The organism is Streptomyces sp. NPDC005303 (genome assembly GCF_040607335.1).
In the GTDB taxonomy this organism is placed as follows: Bacteria; Actinomycetota; Actinomycetes; order Streptomycetales; family Streptomycetaceae; genus Streptomyces.
This window is the reverse complement of sequence record NZ_JBEXGM010000010.1, coordinates 153302-172739: the sequence shown is the minus strand read 5'-3', so window position 1 is coordinate 172739 and position 19438 is coordinate 153302. Positions and strand designations below refer to the sequence as shown.

Sequence of the window (19438 nt, the reverse complement as noted above, 5' to 3'; positions counted from 1 at the left end):
TCGGTGGATGGACGGCGCCCTGAGCCGGGTCAGGAGACGACCTTCTCGCGGGCGACCGCCTCGTAGAGCGCCTTGATGTTGCCGCTGCCGAAGGTGCGGGCGCCGTGCCGGTCGATGACCTCCCAGAAGTACGTCTTCCGCACGTGCTGGGACTGGGTGAAGATCTGGAACACCTGGCCCCAGTGGTCCTCGTCGATCAGGACGTTGGTCCGGCGCAGGTCCTCGATCGCGAGCTCGGAGCGCTCGAAGCGCTCCTTCAGCTGGTCGTAGTAGGAGCCCGGCGTCTGCAGGAAGGTGACGCCCCGCTGCTCCAGGGTCTGCACGGCGCCCACGATGTCGTCGCAGAGCAGCGCCAAGTGCTGGACGCCGGCGCCGCCGTGGCGGGCGAGGAAGGTGTCGATCTGACCGGGCTGGCGGTCGGTGACCGGCTCGATCAGGGTGAAGGTCACCTTGCCGGACGGGCTCTGGACGACCTTGGAGTCCATAGCCTGGGAACCGACCTCGATGAACTCCTCGAAGATCTGCGAAAAGCCGAAGACATGCTCGTAGAACGCGACCGTTGGGCCCAGTTGGCCCGCGGGCAGGCAGATCGCCGCGTGGTCCACGGTGCTGAGCAGCTCCTCGCCCGCCTCGGGGTCCGCGACGATGATGTCCATTACTCCGGGCAGGAATTGCTTGCGGTCGCCGCTGCGCTGGACGAACCGGTGGGCCACGTCGCCGAAGCCCAGGACCGCGGCGGTGACCACCTCGGTGCCGTCCTTGCTGTGGACGGTGGGCTGTTCGACGGCGACGGCGCCCCGCTCGACTGCCAGCTCGAAGGCACGGGTGGCGTCGTCGACCTCGAACGCGATGTTGGCGACGCCGTCACCGTGCTGCATCACGTAGGACGCGGCCGGGTGGGTGGGGTTGAGGGCGGAGGTGAGGACGACCTCGATGCCGCCCTGGCGCAGCAGCAGCGAGCGGTGGTCGGCCTGTCCGGTCTCGGGGCCGGCTTGGCCACAGATACGGAAGCCGAAAGCGGTGCAGAGGTAGAACGCGGACTGCTGGGCATCTCCGACGTAGAACTCGACGTGGTCTACGGCCCCGATATTCATGTAAAACCCTTCTGCTTCCATCGTCGACAGGAGGAAGTCGAGATGTCGATATGTTTTTGGGAAGGGACTGCCTGGCGAATCAGGAGTTCGGGTGCGAACGTCGCGCTAGGCAGTGGAGAACTCGTTCAGCGGCGACCAGGAACCGTAGTCGCCCCGACGGTAGAGAAGTGGCTCGCGGGGGAATGTCTCAGCGCCTTCCACCCGGCCTACGAAAAGCCAATGGTCACTCACCTCGATCGCATTATCAACCCTGCATTCCGCAACGCCGAGTGCGATCTCAGTGAGCAGCGGAGCGCCTCCGGCAACGGCCGAGGGGCGCCATTCGACATGTGCGAACTTGTCCGTGGCCTTGCTCGCGAACACCTGCGAGGCGTCACGCGCGGACGAGGAGAGGAAGTTCACCGCGAACGCCTGCGACGATACGATCGCCGGCAGTGTGCGGGACCCCTTGCCGACGGAGACCAGCAGCGTCGAGGTCGCCGCCGACACCGAACAGACGGCGTTGCTGGTGAAGCCGTACGGCTCACCCGCTCCGTCCATTGCCGTGACGATGGCGATCGGAGTCGGGAATGAGCCGAATAGTTCGCTGAAGCGTACAGAACCGACGTTCATCAAGTTCCCCCGCGGAGCAGCTCGTCAATGTTTTCTGGTAGGCCGAAGCAACCGACGGCCTGTGATGGTGTGGTGCGGCCCCCACCGCTTCTCGGCAGCGGTCGGTCCGCGATCGCGCCCGCGAGCGTCTCCTCCCGGGCGGCGATCGTCGCTTCCGCTGTGCGGGCGGGGCCCGGTCCGGGATTCCTCACTGCGGCACCGGAGCGGTTTCGATCCGGAAATCGGCGATGATCTTTCGGATGTCCTCCGCCACGGCCGACTCGTCGCCGATGAGGATGAACCGCCCGCTGTGCACCGCGTCGTAGCTGCCGCCGGGCTGCATCACCTCGCCGGGGGTCGGTACCAACTCCCGCCAGATCGTGGTGAAGTGGTCCCGCATGGAGGTCACCGAGACGACCTCGGCCGGCAGTCCGGCGGGCTTCGGGATGATCAGCCAGCCGCCGGACGGGTCGCCCGTCTGCGGCGGGACCGTCGCCCCGCCCTCACACAGGGCGTCCAGCCAGAGCTCGAAGAGGTTGACCCCGAAGAGCTTGTCCGTGAGGTACGGCACCTCGGCCCCGCCGATCCGGCCCGCGATCTCCAGGAACACCAGGTCCCCCTCGGCCGTGACGAAGAGCTCGAGGTGGAACGGCATGGAGGTCATGCCCAGACCCGACACGCACTGCCGGGCGAATTCGTGCACACGGTCGCGCAGCGGGGAGTCCTGGACGACGACCGAGCCGAGCGGCTGCCGGCCGGCCTCGAAGGCAAGGCAGTCGCCGATGTAGCGGGACACCGCCATGAACGGGACCTGCGAGTCCTCGCCGACAAACCCGTCCACGTGGTAGATCGGCCCGTCGATGAACTCCTCGAGTTCGTAGTCCCCGGTGTCGATCTGACTCAGCAGCGTCGTGAGCGTGGTCTCGTCCTCGATGCGGTGCACCCCCCTGCTCCCCGCGCCGGACAGCGGCTTGAGTATCAGTGGGAACCCGATCACCCGCGCGAAGTCCACTGCGGACTCGGCGTTGTCGCAGGAAGCGAACCGAGGCACGCGGACACCAGCCGTCGCCACGACTTCCTTCATCCGCAGCTTGTTCAGGTAGAGCGCCACGTCCTCGGGCCGCGGACCGGGGATGCCGAGTGCCGCGCGAACTTCGGCCGCGATACCGAGCGTGGCCTCCGACACGGCGATGAGCCGGTCGACCGGGCCGACGTGGTCCGTGATCTTCTGAACCGCTCCGCGAACTGCCTCGAAGTCTTTGAGGTCTTCGACCTCGACCAGGTCGGCGATCTGCTCGGGATCGGCAAGGACTCCGGTTGCGCCGACCGAGTCGACCACGTAACTGACCTGGTGCCGCTCATGGTCGATGAGCTCCTCGAAGCGGCCCATCGAGAAGTCCCAGCGCGGGCCCTCCTGGAACCTTGGCCACCGGTTGATGACGACAATGTGCATGGTTGCTCCTCCGTAGCTGTTCACGTAGGCGATCGCCGGCTTTGCCGCAGGTCGCACGCGCAGTTCGGTCGAGTGAGGTACGTGAACAGCCACGCTGCTCCGTCAATGCGGCACCACTTGATCGGCACCGTCCGCGGGGTGAACTCGCTCGCTTCTTTCGGTTCGTCACACGTATGCGCGGCGAGCACCGCAGGGCTTCGTTTCGCGAGATTGCACGGCCGCCTGGCTACGGTCCGGGCAGCGCGCGCAGGTGGTCGCCCTGCTCGCTCAGGACTCCTCTGCCTCAAGACGGCGAATCAGCGGAGCGACATGAGTGAAGAAGTTCCTCATCTCATCCCGGGTCGGCCACCCCGAGAAGATGAATTCACTGATACCCGCGGCCTTGTAGCTGTGGATGTACTGGGCCACCTCTTCATAGCTCCCGACGATGCACAGGGCCGGACCCCCGCGGTAGGCCACGGCACCCGTCCAGATATAGGGCGAGAGCCATTCGTCGACCGCGGAGCTCGCCAACTTGTAGGAGGACGTCACCGCCTCGGAGTCGGTGGTGCTGAGCGCCTGGCGGACCCACTCCTTGTGGTCCTCGTTCGGGGTGCGCACGAGCTCGGCAAGCTCCGCCACGGCCTCCTCGCGGGTGGGACGGGCCAGCACGTGCATGCGGGTACCCACGCGGCACCCGCCCTCGACGAGCGGCCGGCTGGCCTGTGCCAGCGCCTCAGGGGTGTCTCCGTAGCGCAGCCAGCAGTCCCCCCAGGCCAGCGCGGTCTGCTGCGCCACGGCCGACGCCCCGCTGAGGTAGATCTGCGGCCGCACTCCGCCGCTGTATCCGAGGCCGAGCTCCGCGTCCTTGAGCGTGTAGTGCTGCCCGTCGTAGCTCAGCGGTGACTCGCCCTCCCAGAGACCCCGGAGGATCTCCAGGAACTCGTTGCAGCGCGCGTACCTCTCGTCATGGCTGAGGAAGTCGCCGTATCCGGCCTGCTCCGCCGGAGAGGCGCCGGACACGATGTTGAGGGCGATGCGTCCGTCCGTCATCCAGGAGAGAGTGTTGACGACCTGCGCGAAGAGCGGCGGCGCCATCAGGCCCGGCCGATAGGCGAGCATGAACCTGACACGATTAGTGACCTGCGAAAGCGCCCCGATCACCGGGATCGGATCGGGAAGTCGCTTGGAGATCCCGAACAACAGGCTGTCGACGCCGAGAGCATCGGCCTCCTGGACGAAGTCGATGACTTCCCCCATGTCGAGCTTGCCCATGTTGTAAGGATCCGTGGGCTTCGCCTGTCCCGTGTCGGGCGGCGAGCACCAGTGGAGGCGCAGGGGGTTCATGTTCGTTTTTTCCCTTCCGTGTCAGGTGCTGACCACGCGTACGCGGTCACCGATCTCGGACCAGCGCTCGAGCGCCTCTTCCGGGGAGTCCGCCGTGAAGACGACGGCCGCGATCCGACAGCTGTAGTCCGTTTCATCGGTCTTGATGCCGGTGCCCGGTTCGATGAGGACGTGGCCCCCCACCACCCAAGGCTCGGACGTCAGCTCGTCCCAGCCTTCGAGCCGCGCGTACGAACCTGCGCCGCCCGCGGTCAGGAAACGAATTCCCGTCGCCTTGGCGACCGGCTCGCCATGTGCCGCCGCGCTTTGGGGATCCGCGCCGGTGATGTCCGCGAGGACCTTTCCGGGCAGCCTGAGGCCGGTGACCATCTCCATGAGCTCGGTGATCTTGCCGCCGGGCAGGCGCGCGGCCACCTCGATGAGTACGGGGCGCCCCTCGCTGAGGCGCAGTTCGCAGTGGAATGGCCCCGTCGTGATCCCCACCGCCTTGACGACATCCGCGGCGTACGACGCGAGTTCGTGGCGGACGGCCTCATCGAGCGGCGCGGGCGTGAGATGCCCCAGCTCCAGGAACCGCGGCTCGGGACCGAGCAGCTTCCGCGTCACCGCCACGACGGTGACTTCACCGTTGCTGACGTGGCCGTCGGCGCTGTACTCCGTTCCAGCCACGTACTGTTCGACCATCACGTCGGCGGTCAGCGGCCGGTCGAACTCGAGCCCCTCCTCGGCGTGTATCGCGGACATCGCCCGCCGTGCTTCTTCGAGAGAGTCGACGCGCGACACGTGAACGCTCCCGCCGGAATCGACCGGCTTGATGACTGCGGGGAAGCCCACATATGCGCATGCCGCATCGAGTTCCCCCAGCTCACGGACCACAGAGAACCTCGGTACGTACAGGCCGGCCGCAGCCACCGCCTCGAGCATCCTCGCCTTGTGCCGGACCTGGTCCACGGCCGTGCCGGCCAGACCGGGCAGCCCCAGCCGGGCGGACAGCCGGGCGGCTGCCGGCACGTAGTATTCGCCGCCGGCGACAACAGCATGAATGGCGTTCCGCTGGTGGCTTTGGACGACGGCAGCCTCCAGGGCATCCCCGGAGTTGGTATCCGCCACAATCATCTCTGTCGCGGCAGATCGCACGGATTCGGCGACCCTTCGGCCTTCGGCCTCATAGGAGGCCACCACGACGTCCCAATTGAGAGAACGGGCATGAGTGATATAAGCGTTCGCGGAGAACGCGGGTTGCACCACCAGGACGCGGTAAGGCATAGGGTTTCCTCGAGTTCTAGCTGTGAGCTCGGCTATGGTTCACGTGACGAGAAGTCGGACCTCAGCACATTGAGGATTACCGCCGTTCACGGCCAACACCGACGGAGAACTGAAAGTAGACCGGCACGCGCACTCCGAGAAGTCCCACGAAGTCGATGGGCGACAATCCGCTCGGTGGAGCGGCGGCTTCTCGCTCCGGCGCATCGGGCAGCGGAAACCGCCGCGCTCTCCGCGCGGTCAGGATACGGAGAGCACTGCACTGTTCCAGCCGACATCGTCGGCTGGAACCACAATTTCGTCGACCGCAGGCGCCGCAGTCACGGACGGTGACAACGAGCCGCTCCCAATAGCTATCGCCACTGCCACACCGGCGATGCCGCCGATGAATGCGACGCGTACGGAGCGCGTCATACGAGTAAAGATTGCACGAACATGCATGATACATCTATCCATTCACCGAAGCCCGTTGGGCGCAAGGTAGAAGGTCGGCTTGGCCCCAGCTATCTCAGTAGCTGTTCACGCACCCTATTCGAGTGAATTGCGCGTCTGGCCTACGGTAAAGCTGGCGATCGCAGTCGAGGCAGAACAGTACATTCGCGCCTCGCCCGGCTTTTCCATTGGTTTCCATCAATCCAGTACACGAATACCCCGGAAGTAATCAAGCTCTGCCCTGCACCCAATCCTTCCTGCATCACCCCCGAGGAGGCCAGGCGCTAAGATGGCTCCGGTTCCTGCACTGCCGATCTTCACGGGGTACAATATGGGCAAAAAGGAAAAATCGGAAAGGCTCACGGCAAGTTCAGACACTGTGGGCAACGAGGCAGACGCCAAGAGTCACCTACGTCACCCTGTTCCGCCAAACCCTCTGACGAAGCCGGAAGAGTTCGTCCGGGGAATGGCCAAACACTTGACGGACTTAAGCCGACTCGTCGATGAGCAGGCCAGCCGGCTGCACGACGTGTCGTACGCAGCCGCCAACAGGAACTCGGATATCCGCGAAATTCACGGCCTATCCACCATCGCTCAGGCCATCGATGACGCCCTGTCCCGCTCACGGCGGGAAATCCTTACCGCGCAGCCGGACGGTCCTCGCCCGCGGGAAGTGCTTGACGACGCCTTGGAAAGCGTGCGGCGCCACGTAGCCGCCGGCGTCGTGATGCGTACTCTCTATCAACACACGACGCGTTTCGATGAGGCGACGAAAGAGTATGTCCAGAAGGCGACAAGCCTCGGAGCTTCGGTCCGGACGCTCGACGAGTTCTTCGACCGCCTGATCATCGTCGATGACGTCGCCTTCATCGCGGCGAACGCAGACCGCACCTCTGCGGTCGCGGTGAGCGAGCCGGCCGTCGTCGGCTTTCTCCGCGACATGTTCAACAGGTCGTGGGACCGAGCAAAGCCCTTCCCGTTCGTCCCGAATTATGCAGCGATGGCAGCAAAGGAAGTCATGCCCGCAATGCGTGACTCGATCAAGCGCCTGCTGATCAACGGCTACCCGGACAAGCAGATAGCCCGGCGGCTCGGCATCAGTGAGCGGTCGCTGCAGGGCCACATCGCCACCATGAAGCGAGAGCTCGAGGCGCACAACCGGATGCAGATGGGCTATCTCTGGGGCAGAGGTGAAGGTGAGTAGAACGGTGTGAGCGGGCGAACAACGGCGGCATGTCCGATGCGCCGAGGTGTCGTCGACGGCTGATTGCGCGGGGCCAAGCGTCAACTGCTCGCAGGCGGGAGCCCGGGTGGATCCGAGGTTGCGGGCGGCGTTCTCGGCGCGGCACGGCCGTGGCCCACGGGCTCCTGTCGGGAACGTAGTTACCGCGCCCTCGTTGCGCCAGGCCGCCGGCGACCACCCGGCGCCGCGCCGCTCATTCGGGTTCGAGCTGGACGAGCCGGGCAAGCTCGGCATCCAGTTTGCCGACAGCCTGGACGCGGAAGGCGCCGGGCCCCTCACGGTCGAGCATGCGCTGCGATGGGTCACCGCGCCGGGCGCGCGGCCCTACCGGCATCGGCTGAGGCTGAGCCGCACGCGGATTCGCAAGCTGCTCACATGCCATCGACGCCCGCGGGAGCTTCTGCCGGCAGGCCTGCTGCCGCGTGGCTACCGGCGGGGTCCCGACGTTCTGGTTCAGCGACGCCGAGACGGCCAGGCTGATGTCGGCCGCGTACGCGCGACCGTCGGCGCTGCACGCAGCCACCTACTCGGCCTTGCCCGGGTGAATCCAGCGGAGCGAAGTCCCGGCGATGGCGAAAACCCCGCCGAGGGTCAACCAGCCCCATACCGGGAACTGCAGCACGCCGCTTGTCATCACCACCGGCGCAAGCGATGTCGCTGTGGATGTCCCTGATTGGAACAGGCCCTGGTAGGCGCCGGCTTGGCTGTCGGGTGCGAGGTCGTAGCTCAGCGTGGTACTCGACGCCGCGAAGTACACCTCGGCGATCGTCATGACCAGCGCCGCGCCCAGGACCAAGACCGTCGCCGTGGTCGGCGACCCGGATCGTGACACGACGAAGACCGCGCAGCCCAGGGCCAACAGCCATCCGGCGCGCTCCCCGACCCGGATCGCGCCGGCACTGTCCTCGGTGCCTCTGCTGAGGCGGACCTGGAGCAAGGCGACGAGGGCTGTGTTCATCACGAGCGCCACCGCCACGATCGCCCGCGGTGCGCTCGTCTCGCGGACCACCCACAGCGGCAGGCCGACTTCGAAAATGCCGAACTGAAGCGCCAGGACCGTGCATATCACAGTGAAGAGGACGTAACGCCGATCTCGTAGCACGCCCGAGCGTCGGGGATCTTGCCCGGTGGCTGCGGCGGCGGTCGCCCTGGCGATCGGAAGGGCGGCCAGCATGGCCGCTGCGACGACGAAGGTCAGACAGTCAACGACGATGACGGCAAAGTAGACGGCAGCCGTGTTCACGGCGAGCGCAAGGCCGCCGACGCCCGCGCCGAGCCCGACCCCGACATTCGCCAGTGCTCGAAGCTTCGCCCGCGCCTTGACCACACCTTCTCGTGGCAGCGCTGTCGCCAGCAGTGCCCGGTACGCGACCACTGCCCCGCGATCCACCGCGGTGATCGGGCAGATCAGTATGAGGAACAGCCAGAACGAATGAACTTGCGTATATCCCAAGATCCCCACGGCCTCCGCGGACCAGAGGACCATCAGCACACGGCGAGCACCCCAGCGGTCGCAAGCCCGGCCGAACGGCACGGACGCGAGGATGCCGCAAACGCCGCCGGCAGCCAGTCCCGTGCCGAACTGGGCCGCCGTCATGTCCCCGACGTGCGTGAAGAACAGCGCACTGTTCACCCGGAACAGACCGTTGCCGAATGTGTTGATCAGTGTCAGAGGCACGAGCAGCCGGGCCGCGCTGTTCGCGGGCGCTTCGGAGCCTTCGCCCCGGGGCGCCCGTGTCCTGGGTAGCGCAGGCATGAGGGAGCGGATTCCCACAGAGTTTCCTCGAATTCTAGCTCTGAGCTCGGCTATGGTTCACGTGACGAGAAATCAGACCTCGGCGCATGGAGGATTACCGCTGGCGAATTCCGCAGCGATCAAGCTCCGACCTGTGCCGGTCCGCTCGTTCGAGGTACGTGAACAGCTACCCCGCCACCTCGAACCTCCGAGAGGCCCTACGGCCCAGAGCCGATCCTTCCTCCACCGCCCCCAAGCAGGCCAGGCCCCAAGACGGCTCCGGTTTCCGCACTGCCAATGATCGAGGGGTCCAATGGGGACTTCCCGGAGACTTTCCGCCGGACTGGCGAACCAGGAGTCGATGTCATGGCGTTGGGTCATCCGGCGTGGAACGCCAGGTGGGTGATGGCCTCGGAGAGCTCCTCGACGCTCAGCCCGTTCTCCAGGGCCTTGCCCAGGTGGTACGGGAGCTGCTCGCTCCGGTAGAGCGCGGCCGGCACGCTCACCGTGACCAGGCTGCGATCGCGGGGGAGGGCCCGGGGCGTTCCCACACGTCGCCGAAGAGCACGTCGTCGGTGATCTCGACGTCGATATCGAGGAAACCGCAGGGCGCAGGCGTGCGGAAGGTGCTGCCGGTACAGGCATTGACAGGACCCCCCAGGCCGGGCGAGGCGTGCTCAGCCGGGTGGCATGGACGCCGCCCACGACATCCGCGAGTTCCTCGCCACCCGCCGTGCGAAGATCACCCCCCCCAGCAGGCGGGCCTGCCCGCCTCCGATGGCAACCGGCGTGTCCCGGGCCTGCGTCGCGAAGAGGTCGCCCTACTGGCCGGCGTCGGCATCGACTACTACTGTCCCAAAAGCGCCGCCACGCCCCCTCTTGCCTTGCGTTCAGGCAGTTCAAAGGGGTGTGACGGCGTCTTTTCTGAGGGCCTTCAGATGTCCCGGAAGATCTCGATCTGCGCCCCCACCGAGTTGAGCCGCTCGGCCAGGTCCTCGTAACCCCGGTTGATGACGTAGACGTTGCGCAGCACGGACGTGCCGTCCGCCGCCATCATCGCCAGCAGGACGACCACGGCGGGGCGCAGGGCCGGCGGGCACATCATCTCGGCGGCGCGCCAGCGGGTCGGGCCCTCCACCAACACGCGGTGCGGGTCGAGGAGTTGGAGGCGTCCGCCCAGGCGGTTGAGGTCCGTTAGGTAGATCGCGCGGTTGTCGTAGACCCAGTCGTGGATGAGGGTCTGGCCCTGCGCGACCGCCGCGATGGCCGCGAAGAAGGGGACGTTGTCGATGTTCAGGCCGGGGAACGGCATCGGGTGGATCTTGTCGATCGGCGCCTCCAGCTTGGAGGGGCGGACCGTGAGGTCGACCAGGCGGGTGCGGCCGTTGTCGGCGAAGTACTCCGGCGTACGGTCGTGGTCGAGCCCCATCTCCTCCAGGACCGCGAGCTCGATCTCCAGGAACTCGATCGGCACCCGGCGCACCGTCAGCTCCGACTCCGTCACCACGGCCGCGGCCAGCAGGCTCATCGCCTCGACCGGGTCCTCGGAGGGGGAGTAGTCGACGTCCACGTCGATGTGCGGCACACCGTGCACAGTGAGGGTGGTGGTGCCGATGCCCTCGACCCTGACTCCCAGGGTCTCCAGGAAGAAGCAGAGGTCCTGGACCATGTAGTTGGAGGAGGCGTTGCGGATGACGGTGACACCGTCGTGGCGGGCGGCCGCGAGCAGCGCGTTCTCCGTCACGGTGTCGCCGCGTTCGGTCAGCACGATCGGGCGGTCGGGGCGGACCTGCCGGTCGACCCGGGCGTGGTACTGGCCCTCGGTCGCCGCCACGTCCAGACCGAACCGGCGCAGCGCGATCATGTGCGGCTCGATGGTCCGGGTGCCGAGGTCGCAGCCGCCGGCGTAGGGCAGCCGGAAGCTGTCCATGCGGTGCAGCAGCGGGCCGAGGAACATGATGATCGAGCGGGTGCGGACGGCGGCCTCGGCGTCGATGGCGCCCATGTCCAGCTCGGCCGGCGGCACGAGTTCGAGGTCGACGCCGCCGTTGATCCAGCGGGTGCGCACCCCGATGGAGCTCAGCACCTCCAGAAGGCGGTAGACCTCCTCGATGCGGGCGACCCTGCGCAGCACCGTGCGCCCCTTGTTGAGGAGCGAGGCGCACAGCAGGGCCACACACGCGTTCTTGCTCGTCTTGACGTCGATCGCGCCGGACAGCCGACGACCGCCGACCACGCGCAGATGCATCGGGCCCGCATACCCCAGAGAGACGATTTCGCTGTCCAGTGCTTCACCGATACGGGCGATCATCTCAAGGCTGATGTTCTGGTTGCCGCGCTCGATGCGATTGACGGCGCTCTGACTGGTGCCGAGCGCCTCGGCAAGCTGCGACTGTGTCCAGCCCCGGTGCTGTCGGGCGTCACGGATGAGCTTGCCGATACGTACGAGGTAGTCGTCTGCCATGGGGTTGAGGCTATCTCAGATATGAGATGGCGCATTTCGAGGGGGTCCGTTCGGGTGAGGGGCCCGGACGGATCTGAGGGAGTCTCAGTGGCGCTTGGCGGTACGGGTCCGGCGCCATCCGAAAGGTCCGGGCAAATCAACCGATGTCGTACGACGTCCCGTGCTGCTGTGGGTGTGCTTCGGTCCGTGGCTTCCGCCACCGGTCGTGATGGACCAGGAGTGCCGGTTGATGTTCAGCCGCACCCCGGGAAGAATCCTGAAACTCTTGCGGAACGTGAGCGCCATGGGGGCCTCCCTGTGAAGGTCGGTCGCGTGCTTTCGACGTCGTTCGAATACCCCGGCCCGGCGAAGTGATGGGTGCCAGGTTCGTACCGCCCCGCTGTGAGGGGCGAGTTGGGGCGGGACGTGGCCTTTGGGGTGCCCGCCACCCGCCGACGCCCGGTCCGACAACGCGACGGCATCCGGCCGCCGCCCTCCTTGGGGCCCAGGCGAACCGCCGCATCGAAGTGTCACCCGACGGCGAGCGGCGTGGTCGGCGGGCGACGGCGCTCACGGTGGCCCGGGCCCGCAACCGCCATCGACAGGCCGACTGTGACACCGGGTCCGGGCATCGCGGTCGGTGTCCTGGTGGAGGCGGGTGCGGGCATCGCAGCCGGCGTCCTGGCAGAGACCGATCAGCCATCACGGTCGGCGTCCCGGCAGGAACGGGCCGCGGCCATCGCGACCCAAGGGCCCCGTGAGCGGACGACCGGACGGACGGCGCATGGCGCGTCGACCGCGCCCGGCGCGCCGACCGCGCCCGGTGCCCCCCACAGCCGCGAGCCGGGCCGCGCCGTCGCCGTTCGGGACGGGAGCCCGAAGTCCGGGACGGGATGCCGGCCGCCCCCAGTGCGGTCAGGATCGGGGGTATGCGCGTGTCCGCCCAGGAATGTGCCAGGTCACCGGCGGGCGTCGGTCACTCCGCGACGCTCGCGGAATGTAACCGCCGCCCCGGCTCGCACGGGATCCGCGGGGCACCCGGAGATCGGGACAAGGCCGGGCATGACCATCCCGGCCTCATGTACTAGAGTTATCTCGACATCGAGATATCTGCCGAGGCGTACCGCAGTCGCACGCTTTCGCTGGGTCTGACAGTAAGGCATACCTAACTTAGCCTTACCTTAGCGGATCGGCCAAGACGGCGTGGCGGCAGGATGCGGTGGTAAGCGCACAAAAATGAAGGAGACTGTCGTGTCGGCGAACAGCTTCGACGCCCGCGCCACGCTGAGCGTGGGCGACGAGTCGTACGAGATCTTCCGGCTGGACAAGGTGGAGGGCTCGGCCCGCCTGCCGTACAGCCTCAAGGTTCTCCTGGAGAACCTGCTCCGTACCGAGGACGGCGCGAACATCACCGCCGACCACATCCGCGCCCTCGGCAGCTGGGACTCCCAGGCCCAGCCGTCGCAGGAGATCCAGTTCACGCCCGCCCGCGTGATCATGCAGGACTTCACCGGCGTGCCCTGTGTCGTCGACCTCGCCACCATGCGTGAGGCCGTCAAGGAGCTCGGCGGTGACCCCGCGAAGGTCAACCCGCTCTCCCCGGCCGAGCTGGTCATCGACCACTCCGTCATCGCCGACAAGTTCGGCACCAACGACGCCTTCGCGCAGAACGTCGAGCTGGAGTACGGCCGCAACCGCGAGCGCTACCAGTTCCTGCGCTGGGGCCAGACCGCCTTCGACGACTTCAAGGTCGTCCCGCCGGGCACCGGCATCGTCCACCAGGTGAACATCGAGCACCTGGCCCGCACGGTGATGGTCCGCAACGGCCAGGCGTACCCCGACACCCTGGTCGGCACCGACTCCCACACCACCATGGTCAACGGCCTCGGTGTGCTGGGCTGGGGCGTCGGCGGCATCGAGGCCGAGGCCGCGATGCTCGGCCAGCCGGTCTCCATGCTCATCCCGCGCGTCGTCGGCTTCAAGCTGACCGGTGAGCTCAAGCCCGGCACCACCGCCACCGACCTGGTGCTGACCATCACCGAGATGCTCCGCAAGCACGGCGTGGTCGGCAAGTTCGTCGAGTTCTACGGCGAAGGCGTCGCCGCCACCTCCCTCGCGAACCGCGCCACCATCGGCAACATGTCGCCGGAGTTCGGCTCGACCGCCGCGATCTTCCCGATCGACGACGAGACCATCAAGTACCTCAAGCTCACCGGCCGCTCCGAGCAGCAGCTCGCGCTCGTCGAGGCGTACGCCAAGGAGCAGGGCCTCTGGCTGGACCCGAAGGCCGAGCCGGACTTCTCCGAGAAGCTGGAGCTCGACCTCTCCACGGTCGTCCCCTCCATCGCCGGCCCGAAGCGCCCGCAGGACCGCATCGTCCTCGCGAACGCCGCCGAGCAGTTCAAGCAGGACGTCCGCAACTACGTCGACGACGTCGACGAGTCCGGCAAGGAGTCCTTCCCGGCCTCCGACGCCCCGGCGGTCGCCCCGAACGGCGCCCCGTCCAACCCGGTCACCGTGACCGCCCCCGACGGTTCGACGTACGAGATCGACCACGGCGCGGTGACGGTCGCGGCCATCACCTCCTGCACCAACACCTCCAACCCGTACGTCATGGTCGCCGCCGCGCTCGTCGCGAAGAAGGCCGTGGAGAAGGGCCTGACCCGCAAGCCGTGGGTCAAGACCACCCTCGCCCCGGGTTCGAAGGTCGTCACCGACTACTTCGACAAGGCGGGCCTGACCCCGTACCTCGACAAGGTCGGCTTCAACCTCGTCGGCTACGGCTGCACCACCTGCATCGGCAACTCCGGCCCGCTGCCGGAGGAGGTCTCCAAGGCCGTCAACGACCACGACCTCGCGGTCACCTCGGTCCTCTCCGGTAACCGGAACTTCGAGGGCCGTATCAACCCCGACGTCAAGATGAACTACCTTGCGTCCCCGCCGCTGGTCGTCGCGTACGCCCTCGCCGGCTCCATGAAGGTGGACATCACCAAGGACGCGCTCGGTGTCGACCAGGACGGCAACCCGGTCTACCTGAAGGACATCTGGCCCTCCGAGGCCGAGGTCAACGACGTCGTCGCGAACGCCATCGGCGAGGACATGTTCAACAAGTCCTACCAGGACGTCTTCGCGGGCGACGCCCAGTGGCAGGCGCTGCCCATCCCGACCGGCAACACCTTCGAGTGGGACGCCGAGTCGACGTACGTCCGCAAGCCCCCGTACTTCGAGGGCATGACGATGGAGACCACCCCGGTCTCCGACATCACGGGCGCCCGGGTCCTGGCCAAGCTGGGCGACTCGGTGACGACGGACCACATCTCGCCCGCCGGCGCCATCAAGGCCGACACCCCGGCCGGCAAGTACCTCACCGAGCACGGTGTGGAGCGTCGCGACTTCAACTCCTACGGCTCGCGCCGTGGTAACCACGAGGTCATGATCCGCGGCACGTTCGCCAACATCCGCCTGCGCAACCAGATCGCGCCGGGCACCGAGGGCGGCTACACCCGCGACTTCACCCAGGACGGCGGTCCGGTGTCGTTCATCTACGACGCCTCCCGCAACTACATCGAGCAGGGCATCCCGCTGGCCATCCTGGCCGGCAAGGAGTACGGCTCCGGCTCGTCCCGCGACTGGGCCGCCAAGGGCACCGCGCTCCTCGGCGTCAAGGCCGTCATCGCCGAGTCGTACGAGCGCATCCACCGCTCCAACCTCATCGGCATGGGCGTCCTGCCGCTCCAGTTCCCGGAGGGCCAGTCGGCCGCGACCCTCGGTCTGACCGGCGAGGAGACCTTCTCCTTCACCGGTGTCGAGGAGCTGAACAACGGCACCACGCCGCGCACGGTCAAGGTCACCACCGACACGGGCGTCGAGTTCGACGCGGTCGTCCGCATCGACACCCCCGGTGAGGCCGACTACTACCGCAACGGCGGCATCATGCAGTACGTGCTGCGCAGCCTCATCCGCAAGTAAGTCCGTCCGTACGCAAGTCCCTTCGGGCGCCTGAGGGCCGCACTCCCGTGACGGGGGTGCGGCCCTTCGCCGTACCCCCGTCACCGCAGGTCATCACCCACCCTCAGGTGGAACACAGGGTTCCCTCAGCGGGCGGGGACACGATCGGTACATGACCGGCACATCCGGGCCGCGAACCGGCCGCGTACGAGCGCTCATCGTCGACGACGAGCCCGCACTCGACGAAGTGCTGCCCGTCGCCGTCACCGAGGCGGAGGACGGGAGATGAGCCTGCGTCCGAGCGCGAGGATGCGCACCCGTTCTATCCGTATCCGGCCCATCCGCATCCGGCCCATACGTATCCGGTCCATCCGTACCCGTCTGCTCGTGTTCGTCAGCGCCACGCTGGTCGTCGTCTGTGTCGCGATGGGCCTGGCCACGACGCTCTTCCAGCACGCCTACCTGATGGGCAAGCTGGACGACCGCGTACTCGACACCGCCGAACGGGCCCTGACGGGAGCCTCGTTGCACCCGAATCGCGAGAGCGATCTGACCTTCCTGAGGGAGTCCGGGCAGCCCGCCGGAATGCTCTCCGCCCGGCTGGACGAGGGCGGCGCCATCGTTTCCGCGGCCGTCGTCGCCCAGGACGCCCCGCCCCGCGATCTCGGCACCGGCCAGCGCACCGCCCTGGCCGGGATCCGGGCGGACGGTGCGATGCACACCCGCACCGTGCCCGGGCTCGGCACCTACCGGGTCACCGTCCTCGTGAGCGGAGAAGTCCGAATCCTCGCCGGCCTGCCCATGGACCCCGTCCAGGACATGATCAGCGGACTGGTGCTGATCGAGACAGGCGTCGCCGTGGCCGGACTCGCCGCGGCAGGCTGCGTCTGCGCGGTGGTCATACGACGGCAACTGCGCCCCCTCGGCCGGGTCGCCGCCACCGCCGCCGAGGTCTCCCGCGCCCCGCTCGGACACGGCGAGGTCACCGCCTTGACCCGGGTGCCCGAACGGGACACCGACCCCGGCAGCGAGGTCGGCCAGGTCGGAGCCGCGCTCAGCCATCTCCTCGACCATGTGGAGTCCTCCCTCGCCGAGCAGCAGCGCGGCGAGGAGCAGATGCGGAGCAGCGAGGAGCAGATGCGTAGCAGCGAGGAACGCATGCGGCGCTTCCTGGCCGACGCCAGCCACGAACTGCGTACACCGCTCGCCTCGATCGCCGGATACGCCGAGCTGATGAACCACGGGACCGACCGCGTCGAACCGGTGCTGGCCTGGCGCCGGGTCTCGGCCGAGTCGGCCCGGATGACGGGCCTCGTGGAGGACCTGCTCCTGCTCGCCCGCCTCGACGCGGGCTGCCCCCTGCACGCCACGGAGGTGGACCTCGCGGCCCTGGTTGCGGAGGCGCTGTGGGACGCGCGGGCGGCGGGCACCGGCCACGACTGGCAGCTCGAACTGGGCCTGGACATACCGGTGTTGGTGACGGGCGACGAGGCCCGGCTGCACCAGGTGGTGTCCAAGCTCCTGTCCAACGCGCGGATGCACACGCCGGCCGGTACGAGGGTGACGGCATCGGTGGAGTCCGCGGACGGGCGCTGCGTCATCCGCGTCCGCGACAACGGCCCCGGCATCCCCCCGACCCTCCTCCCCACGATCTTCGAACGCTTCACCCGGGCAGACACCTCCCGCTCCCGCGCCGACGCCAACTCCGGTGGATCGGGCCTGGGTCTGGCCATCGCGGCGGCGATCTCGGCAGCACACGGTGGCCACATCCAGGTGAACAGCGTCCCGGGGCGCACCGAGTTCACGATCGACCTTCCGGCGGCCGTGGAGAGGGGTGCGGAGGCGCGAGCGGTGTCCGGCAACGGAGCATCGGTGTAACTCCCCCTGGACCCTGTCACGAGCGGCACAACAGGTCACCGGCCGCACCGCGAAGTCCTGTTCTTCCTGAAGGCGACGGGCACGCGGCCGGGTGCGTGGCAGGGGGCGTCCTTCGAGTGGGGGCGCACACCCGCCTCGCCGAAAACCAGTGGATCAGCACCGCCGGTCGTCGTTACCGTGCTGCCGGACCAAGTCGCCGAGGCAAGGACGTGCCGTTGTACACCCTGTGAGACCCCCCAAGCGCTGATCGGTCGCGCGTCGCAGCTGTGCGCCGCGCTGCTTTTTGCTGCGGACTTCTCACTGAAACCGGTGTACTCACGTGCTCACCAACTGGGTGGTCATGCCCACCTGCCTTCCGCTCGTCCTCCGCCGTTGCCACACGTGCGCGTCGGATCGCTTCCGGGCCGACGGCAAGTTCCGTGTCAACGCGAACCACAAGCTCCTGGACATCTGGCTTCTCGTGCTCTGCACCGCTTGCGGGGAGACGGCGAAGCTCACGGTCCTGGAGCGGACGCATGTGCGTTCCGTACGACCTGAACTGCTGGACCGGCTGCACGACAACGACCCGTCCCTCGCAGCCGAGTTGCTCCAGGACCCGGTCGTGCGGCGCCGCAACCGCGTCGCCCTGGACTGGAACGACGCCTGGCGTCTCGACACCGGCGGAACGGATCACCTGGACCGCGAGGTGATCGACGTCTCGGTCCGCTTCGCGGCGCGGATCCCCGTCCGTCCGGTGCGGCTGATCGCCGAAGGGTGCGGCCTCTCCCGGGCCGAGGTCGAGAGGCTGATCACGGAGGGGAACCTGGTCTCCGTGGCCCGGCTGAACGCCAGACTCTCCGGCGACTTCACCTTCACGCTCAAGCGCTGAGCCCTCGTGAGGCACCCGGGACCTGCGTGGCCAGGCCTCGGGTGCCTCATCAGGATCGCGGTGTGTTCACGTACCACGGCTGGATCACGGCCGGGGTGACTGCGGTTGCGGCCTCCCGCACATGCGCGACGAAGAGGACCCGGCCCACGGGAACGAGGTACGCGTGCTCGGGCAACACACGGCGGTGCGGATTTCGTTGTCGGAGGCGGCAGTTCGGCCCCCTGCCGACACGGCGTCGGTCGGCGCACGGTGCACGACCGACGGCGAACCCCCAACTCCCGCCCTCATCTCTACCCTTACCGAGTGACCACCCCCGACCCCCTGCATCGCGCCCTCCACACCCCCGGCCCCCGCTCCCTCCCCGAAGAGGTCGCCAGGCTCCTGCGCACGCTGGACGCCCCACCCCGCCTGGCAGCCCACCTGAGACTCGTGCACGATGTGGCGTACGAGCTCGTCGAGTGGCTTGCGGTGCGATACCCCGGGCTCCAACTGGACCGTGAAGCAGTCCTGTTCGGCGCCGCGACGCACGACGTGGGAAAGTCCGCGCACGTCTGCGAACTCTCCGGCCCCGGCTCCGCACACGAGGAGTCCGGCCGTGAACTGCTCCTGGCCCACGGCGTCACCCCCGACCGCGCCCGCTTCGCCGCCACGCACGCGGCCTGGACCCTCCCGGACATCGGGTTCGAAGACCTGCTCGTCAGCGTCGCCGACAAGATCTGGAAGAACAAGCGGGTGCCGGAACTGGAGGACCTGGTGGTCAGGAGGCTGGCCGAGGCGAGCGGCCGGACGGCGTGGGAGGAGTTCCTGGCCCTCGACGACATGCTGACGGCCGTAGGAGAAGGAGCGGAGGAGCGCCTGGCCTTTCAGACGTCCCACCCGGTGTGACCGCTCGGTCAGGCCCTCCGAACGTCCGGCCCCGGTATGACCGGTCGGCAGGATTCCGGGACGGTCCGTCTGGTGTGGCGGGTCGGCGGGATTCCGAGAGGGCCCAACTGGTGTGGCCGGTCGGCGAGATTCCGGGGCGGTCCGCCTGCCTGGTGTGGCGGGTCGGCGAGATTCCGGGGCGGTCCACCCGGTGTGACCGCTCGACCCACGTACCGGAGCCCCCGCGATGACCCCGCGCCTGAGACCTCCAGGCAACCGGCCGGTGTGGTCGGGAGATGG

General features: G+C 67.7%; 14 protein-coding genes and 2 pseudogenes. 6 read left to right on the top strand and 10 right to left on the bottom strand.

The window, feature by feature from the left end; translation table 11 throughout:
• Positions 1–29: 29 nt before the first annotated feature.
• The 5 genes from hppD to ABZT93_RS17440 form a co-directional block, all read right to left on the bottom strand.
• A complete protein-coding gene (gene hppD / locus ABZT93_RS17460) occupies positions 30–1094 on the bottom strand; it encodes a 4-hydroxyphenylpyruvate dioxygenase (protein WP_356105152.1) in 1065 nt (354 codons plus the stop codon).
• Between the two features lie 105 nt (positions 1095–1199).
• Positions 1200–1706: a flavin reductase family protein gene (locus ABZT93_RS17455; RefSeq protein WP_356105150.1), complete on the bottom strand. Its 507-nt coding sequence runs from the start codon at positions 1704–1706 to the stop codon at positions 1200–1202.
• A 187-nt stretch (positions 1707–1893) separates the two neighbouring features.
• Positions 1894–3138, bottom strand: coding sequence for an ATP-grasp domain-containing protein (locus ABZT93_RS17450; protein WP_356105148.1), 1245 nt, complete (start codon positions 3136–3138; stop codon positions 1894–1896).
• 267 nt (positions 3139–3405) lie between these two features.
• Positions 3406–4464: an LLM class flavin-dependent oxidoreductase gene (locus tag ABZT93_RS17445; RefSeq protein WP_356105145.1), complete on the bottom strand. Its 1059-nt coding sequence runs from the start codon at positions 4462–4464 to the stop codon at positions 3406–3408.
• Between the two features lie 21 nt (positions 4465–4485).
• Positions 4486–5730, bottom strand: coding sequence for an ATP-grasp domain-containing protein (locus ABZT93_RS17440; RefSeq protein WP_356105144.1), 1245 nt, complete (start codon positions 5728–5730; stop codon positions 4486–4488).
• Between the two features lie 718 nt (positions 5731–6448).
• Between ABZT93_RS17440 and ABZT93_RS17435 the strand changes: the two genes are divergently transcribed.
• Positions 6449–7363 (top strand): LuxR C-terminal-related transcriptional regulator, encoded by a 915-nt coding sequence (locus tag ABZT93_RS17435; protein ID WP_356105142.1) that lies wholly within the window; start codon positions 6449–6451, stop codon positions 7361–7363.
• 232 nt (positions 7364–7595) lie between these two features.
• Here ABZT93_RS17435 and ABZT93_RS17430 read toward each other — a convergent pair whose 3' ends face one another.
• The 3 genes and pseudogenes from ABZT93_RS17430 to ABZT93_RS17420 all read right to left on the bottom strand — a co-directional run bounded on the left by ABZT93_RS17430 (position 7596) and on the right by ABZT93_RS17420 (position 9729).
• Positions 7596–7736 (bottom strand): hypothetical protein, encoded by a 141-nt coding sequence (locus ABZT93_RS17430; protein WP_356105140.1) that lies wholly within the window; start codon positions 7734–7736, stop codon positions 7596–7598.
• A 189-nt stretch (positions 7737–7925) separates the two neighbouring features.
• Positions 7926–9176 carry an MFS transporter gene (locus ABZT93_RS17425; RefSeq protein ID WP_356105138.1) on the bottom strand — a complete coding sequence of 417 codons (1251 nt, stop codon included), beginning with the start codon at positions 9174–9176 and terminating at the stop codon, positions 7926–7928.
• 338 nt (positions 9177–9514) lie between these two features.
• Positions 9515–9729: pseudogene (locus tag ABZT93_RS17420) on the bottom strand (carboxymuconolactone decarboxylase family protein).
• A 98-nt stretch (positions 9730–9827) separates the two neighbouring features.
• On the opposite strand from ABZT93_RS17420, the pseudogene ABZT93_RS17415 reads away from it, so the two are divergent.
• Positions 9828–9988: pseudogene (locus ABZT93_RS17415) on the top strand (transcriptional regulator); the annotation flags it as partial.
• An 83-nt stretch (positions 9989–10071) separates the two neighbouring features.
• On the opposite strand, the gene ABZT93_RS17410 reads toward ABZT93_RS17415, so the two are convergent.
• Positions 10072–11601 (bottom strand): UDP-N-acetylglucosamine 1-carboxyvinyltransferase, encoded by a 1530-nt coding sequence (locus ABZT93_RS17410; protein ID WP_356105136.1) that lies wholly within the window; start codon positions 11599–11601, stop codon positions 10072–10074.
• An 84-nt stretch (positions 11602–11685) separates the two neighbouring features.
• On the bottom strand, positions 11686–11886 hold the full coding sequence (locus ABZT93_RS17405; RefSeq protein ID WP_356105134.1) for a DUF4236 domain-containing protein: 201 nt from the start codon (positions 11884–11886) through the stop codon (positions 11686–11688).
• A 945-nt stretch (positions 11887–12831) separates the two neighbouring features.
• On the opposite strand from ABZT93_RS17405, the gene acnA reads away from it, so the two are divergent.
• From acnA to ABZT93_RS17385, 4 genes are all read left to right on the top strand, one after another.
• Entirely contained in the window at positions 12832–15549 is a 2718-nt protein-coding gene (gene acnA, locus ABZT93_RS17400; protein ID WP_356105132.1) for an aconitate hydratase AcnA, read from the top strand.
• 264 nt (positions 15550–15813) lie between these two features.
• The gene (locus ABZT93_RS17395) at positions 15814–17406 is read left to right on the top strand and encodes an ATP-binding protein (protein ID WP_356105130.1); all 1593 of its coding nucleotides are present in this window, start codon (positions 15814–15816) and stop codon (positions 17404–17406) included.
• A gap of 319 nt (positions 17407–17725) precedes the next feature.
• A complete protein-coding gene (locus ABZT93_RS17390) occupies positions 17726–18274 on the top strand; it encodes a DUF1062 domain-containing protein (protein WP_356105128.1) in 549 nt (182 codons plus the stop codon).
• Positions 18275–18577: 303 nt separating this feature from the next.
• Complete coding sequence (locus ABZT93_RS17385) at positions 18578–19159, top strand: HD domain-containing protein (RefSeq protein WP_356105126.1); 582 nt, start codon at positions 18578–18580, stop codon at positions 19157–19159.
• Positions 19160–19438 lie beyond the last annotated feature (279 nt).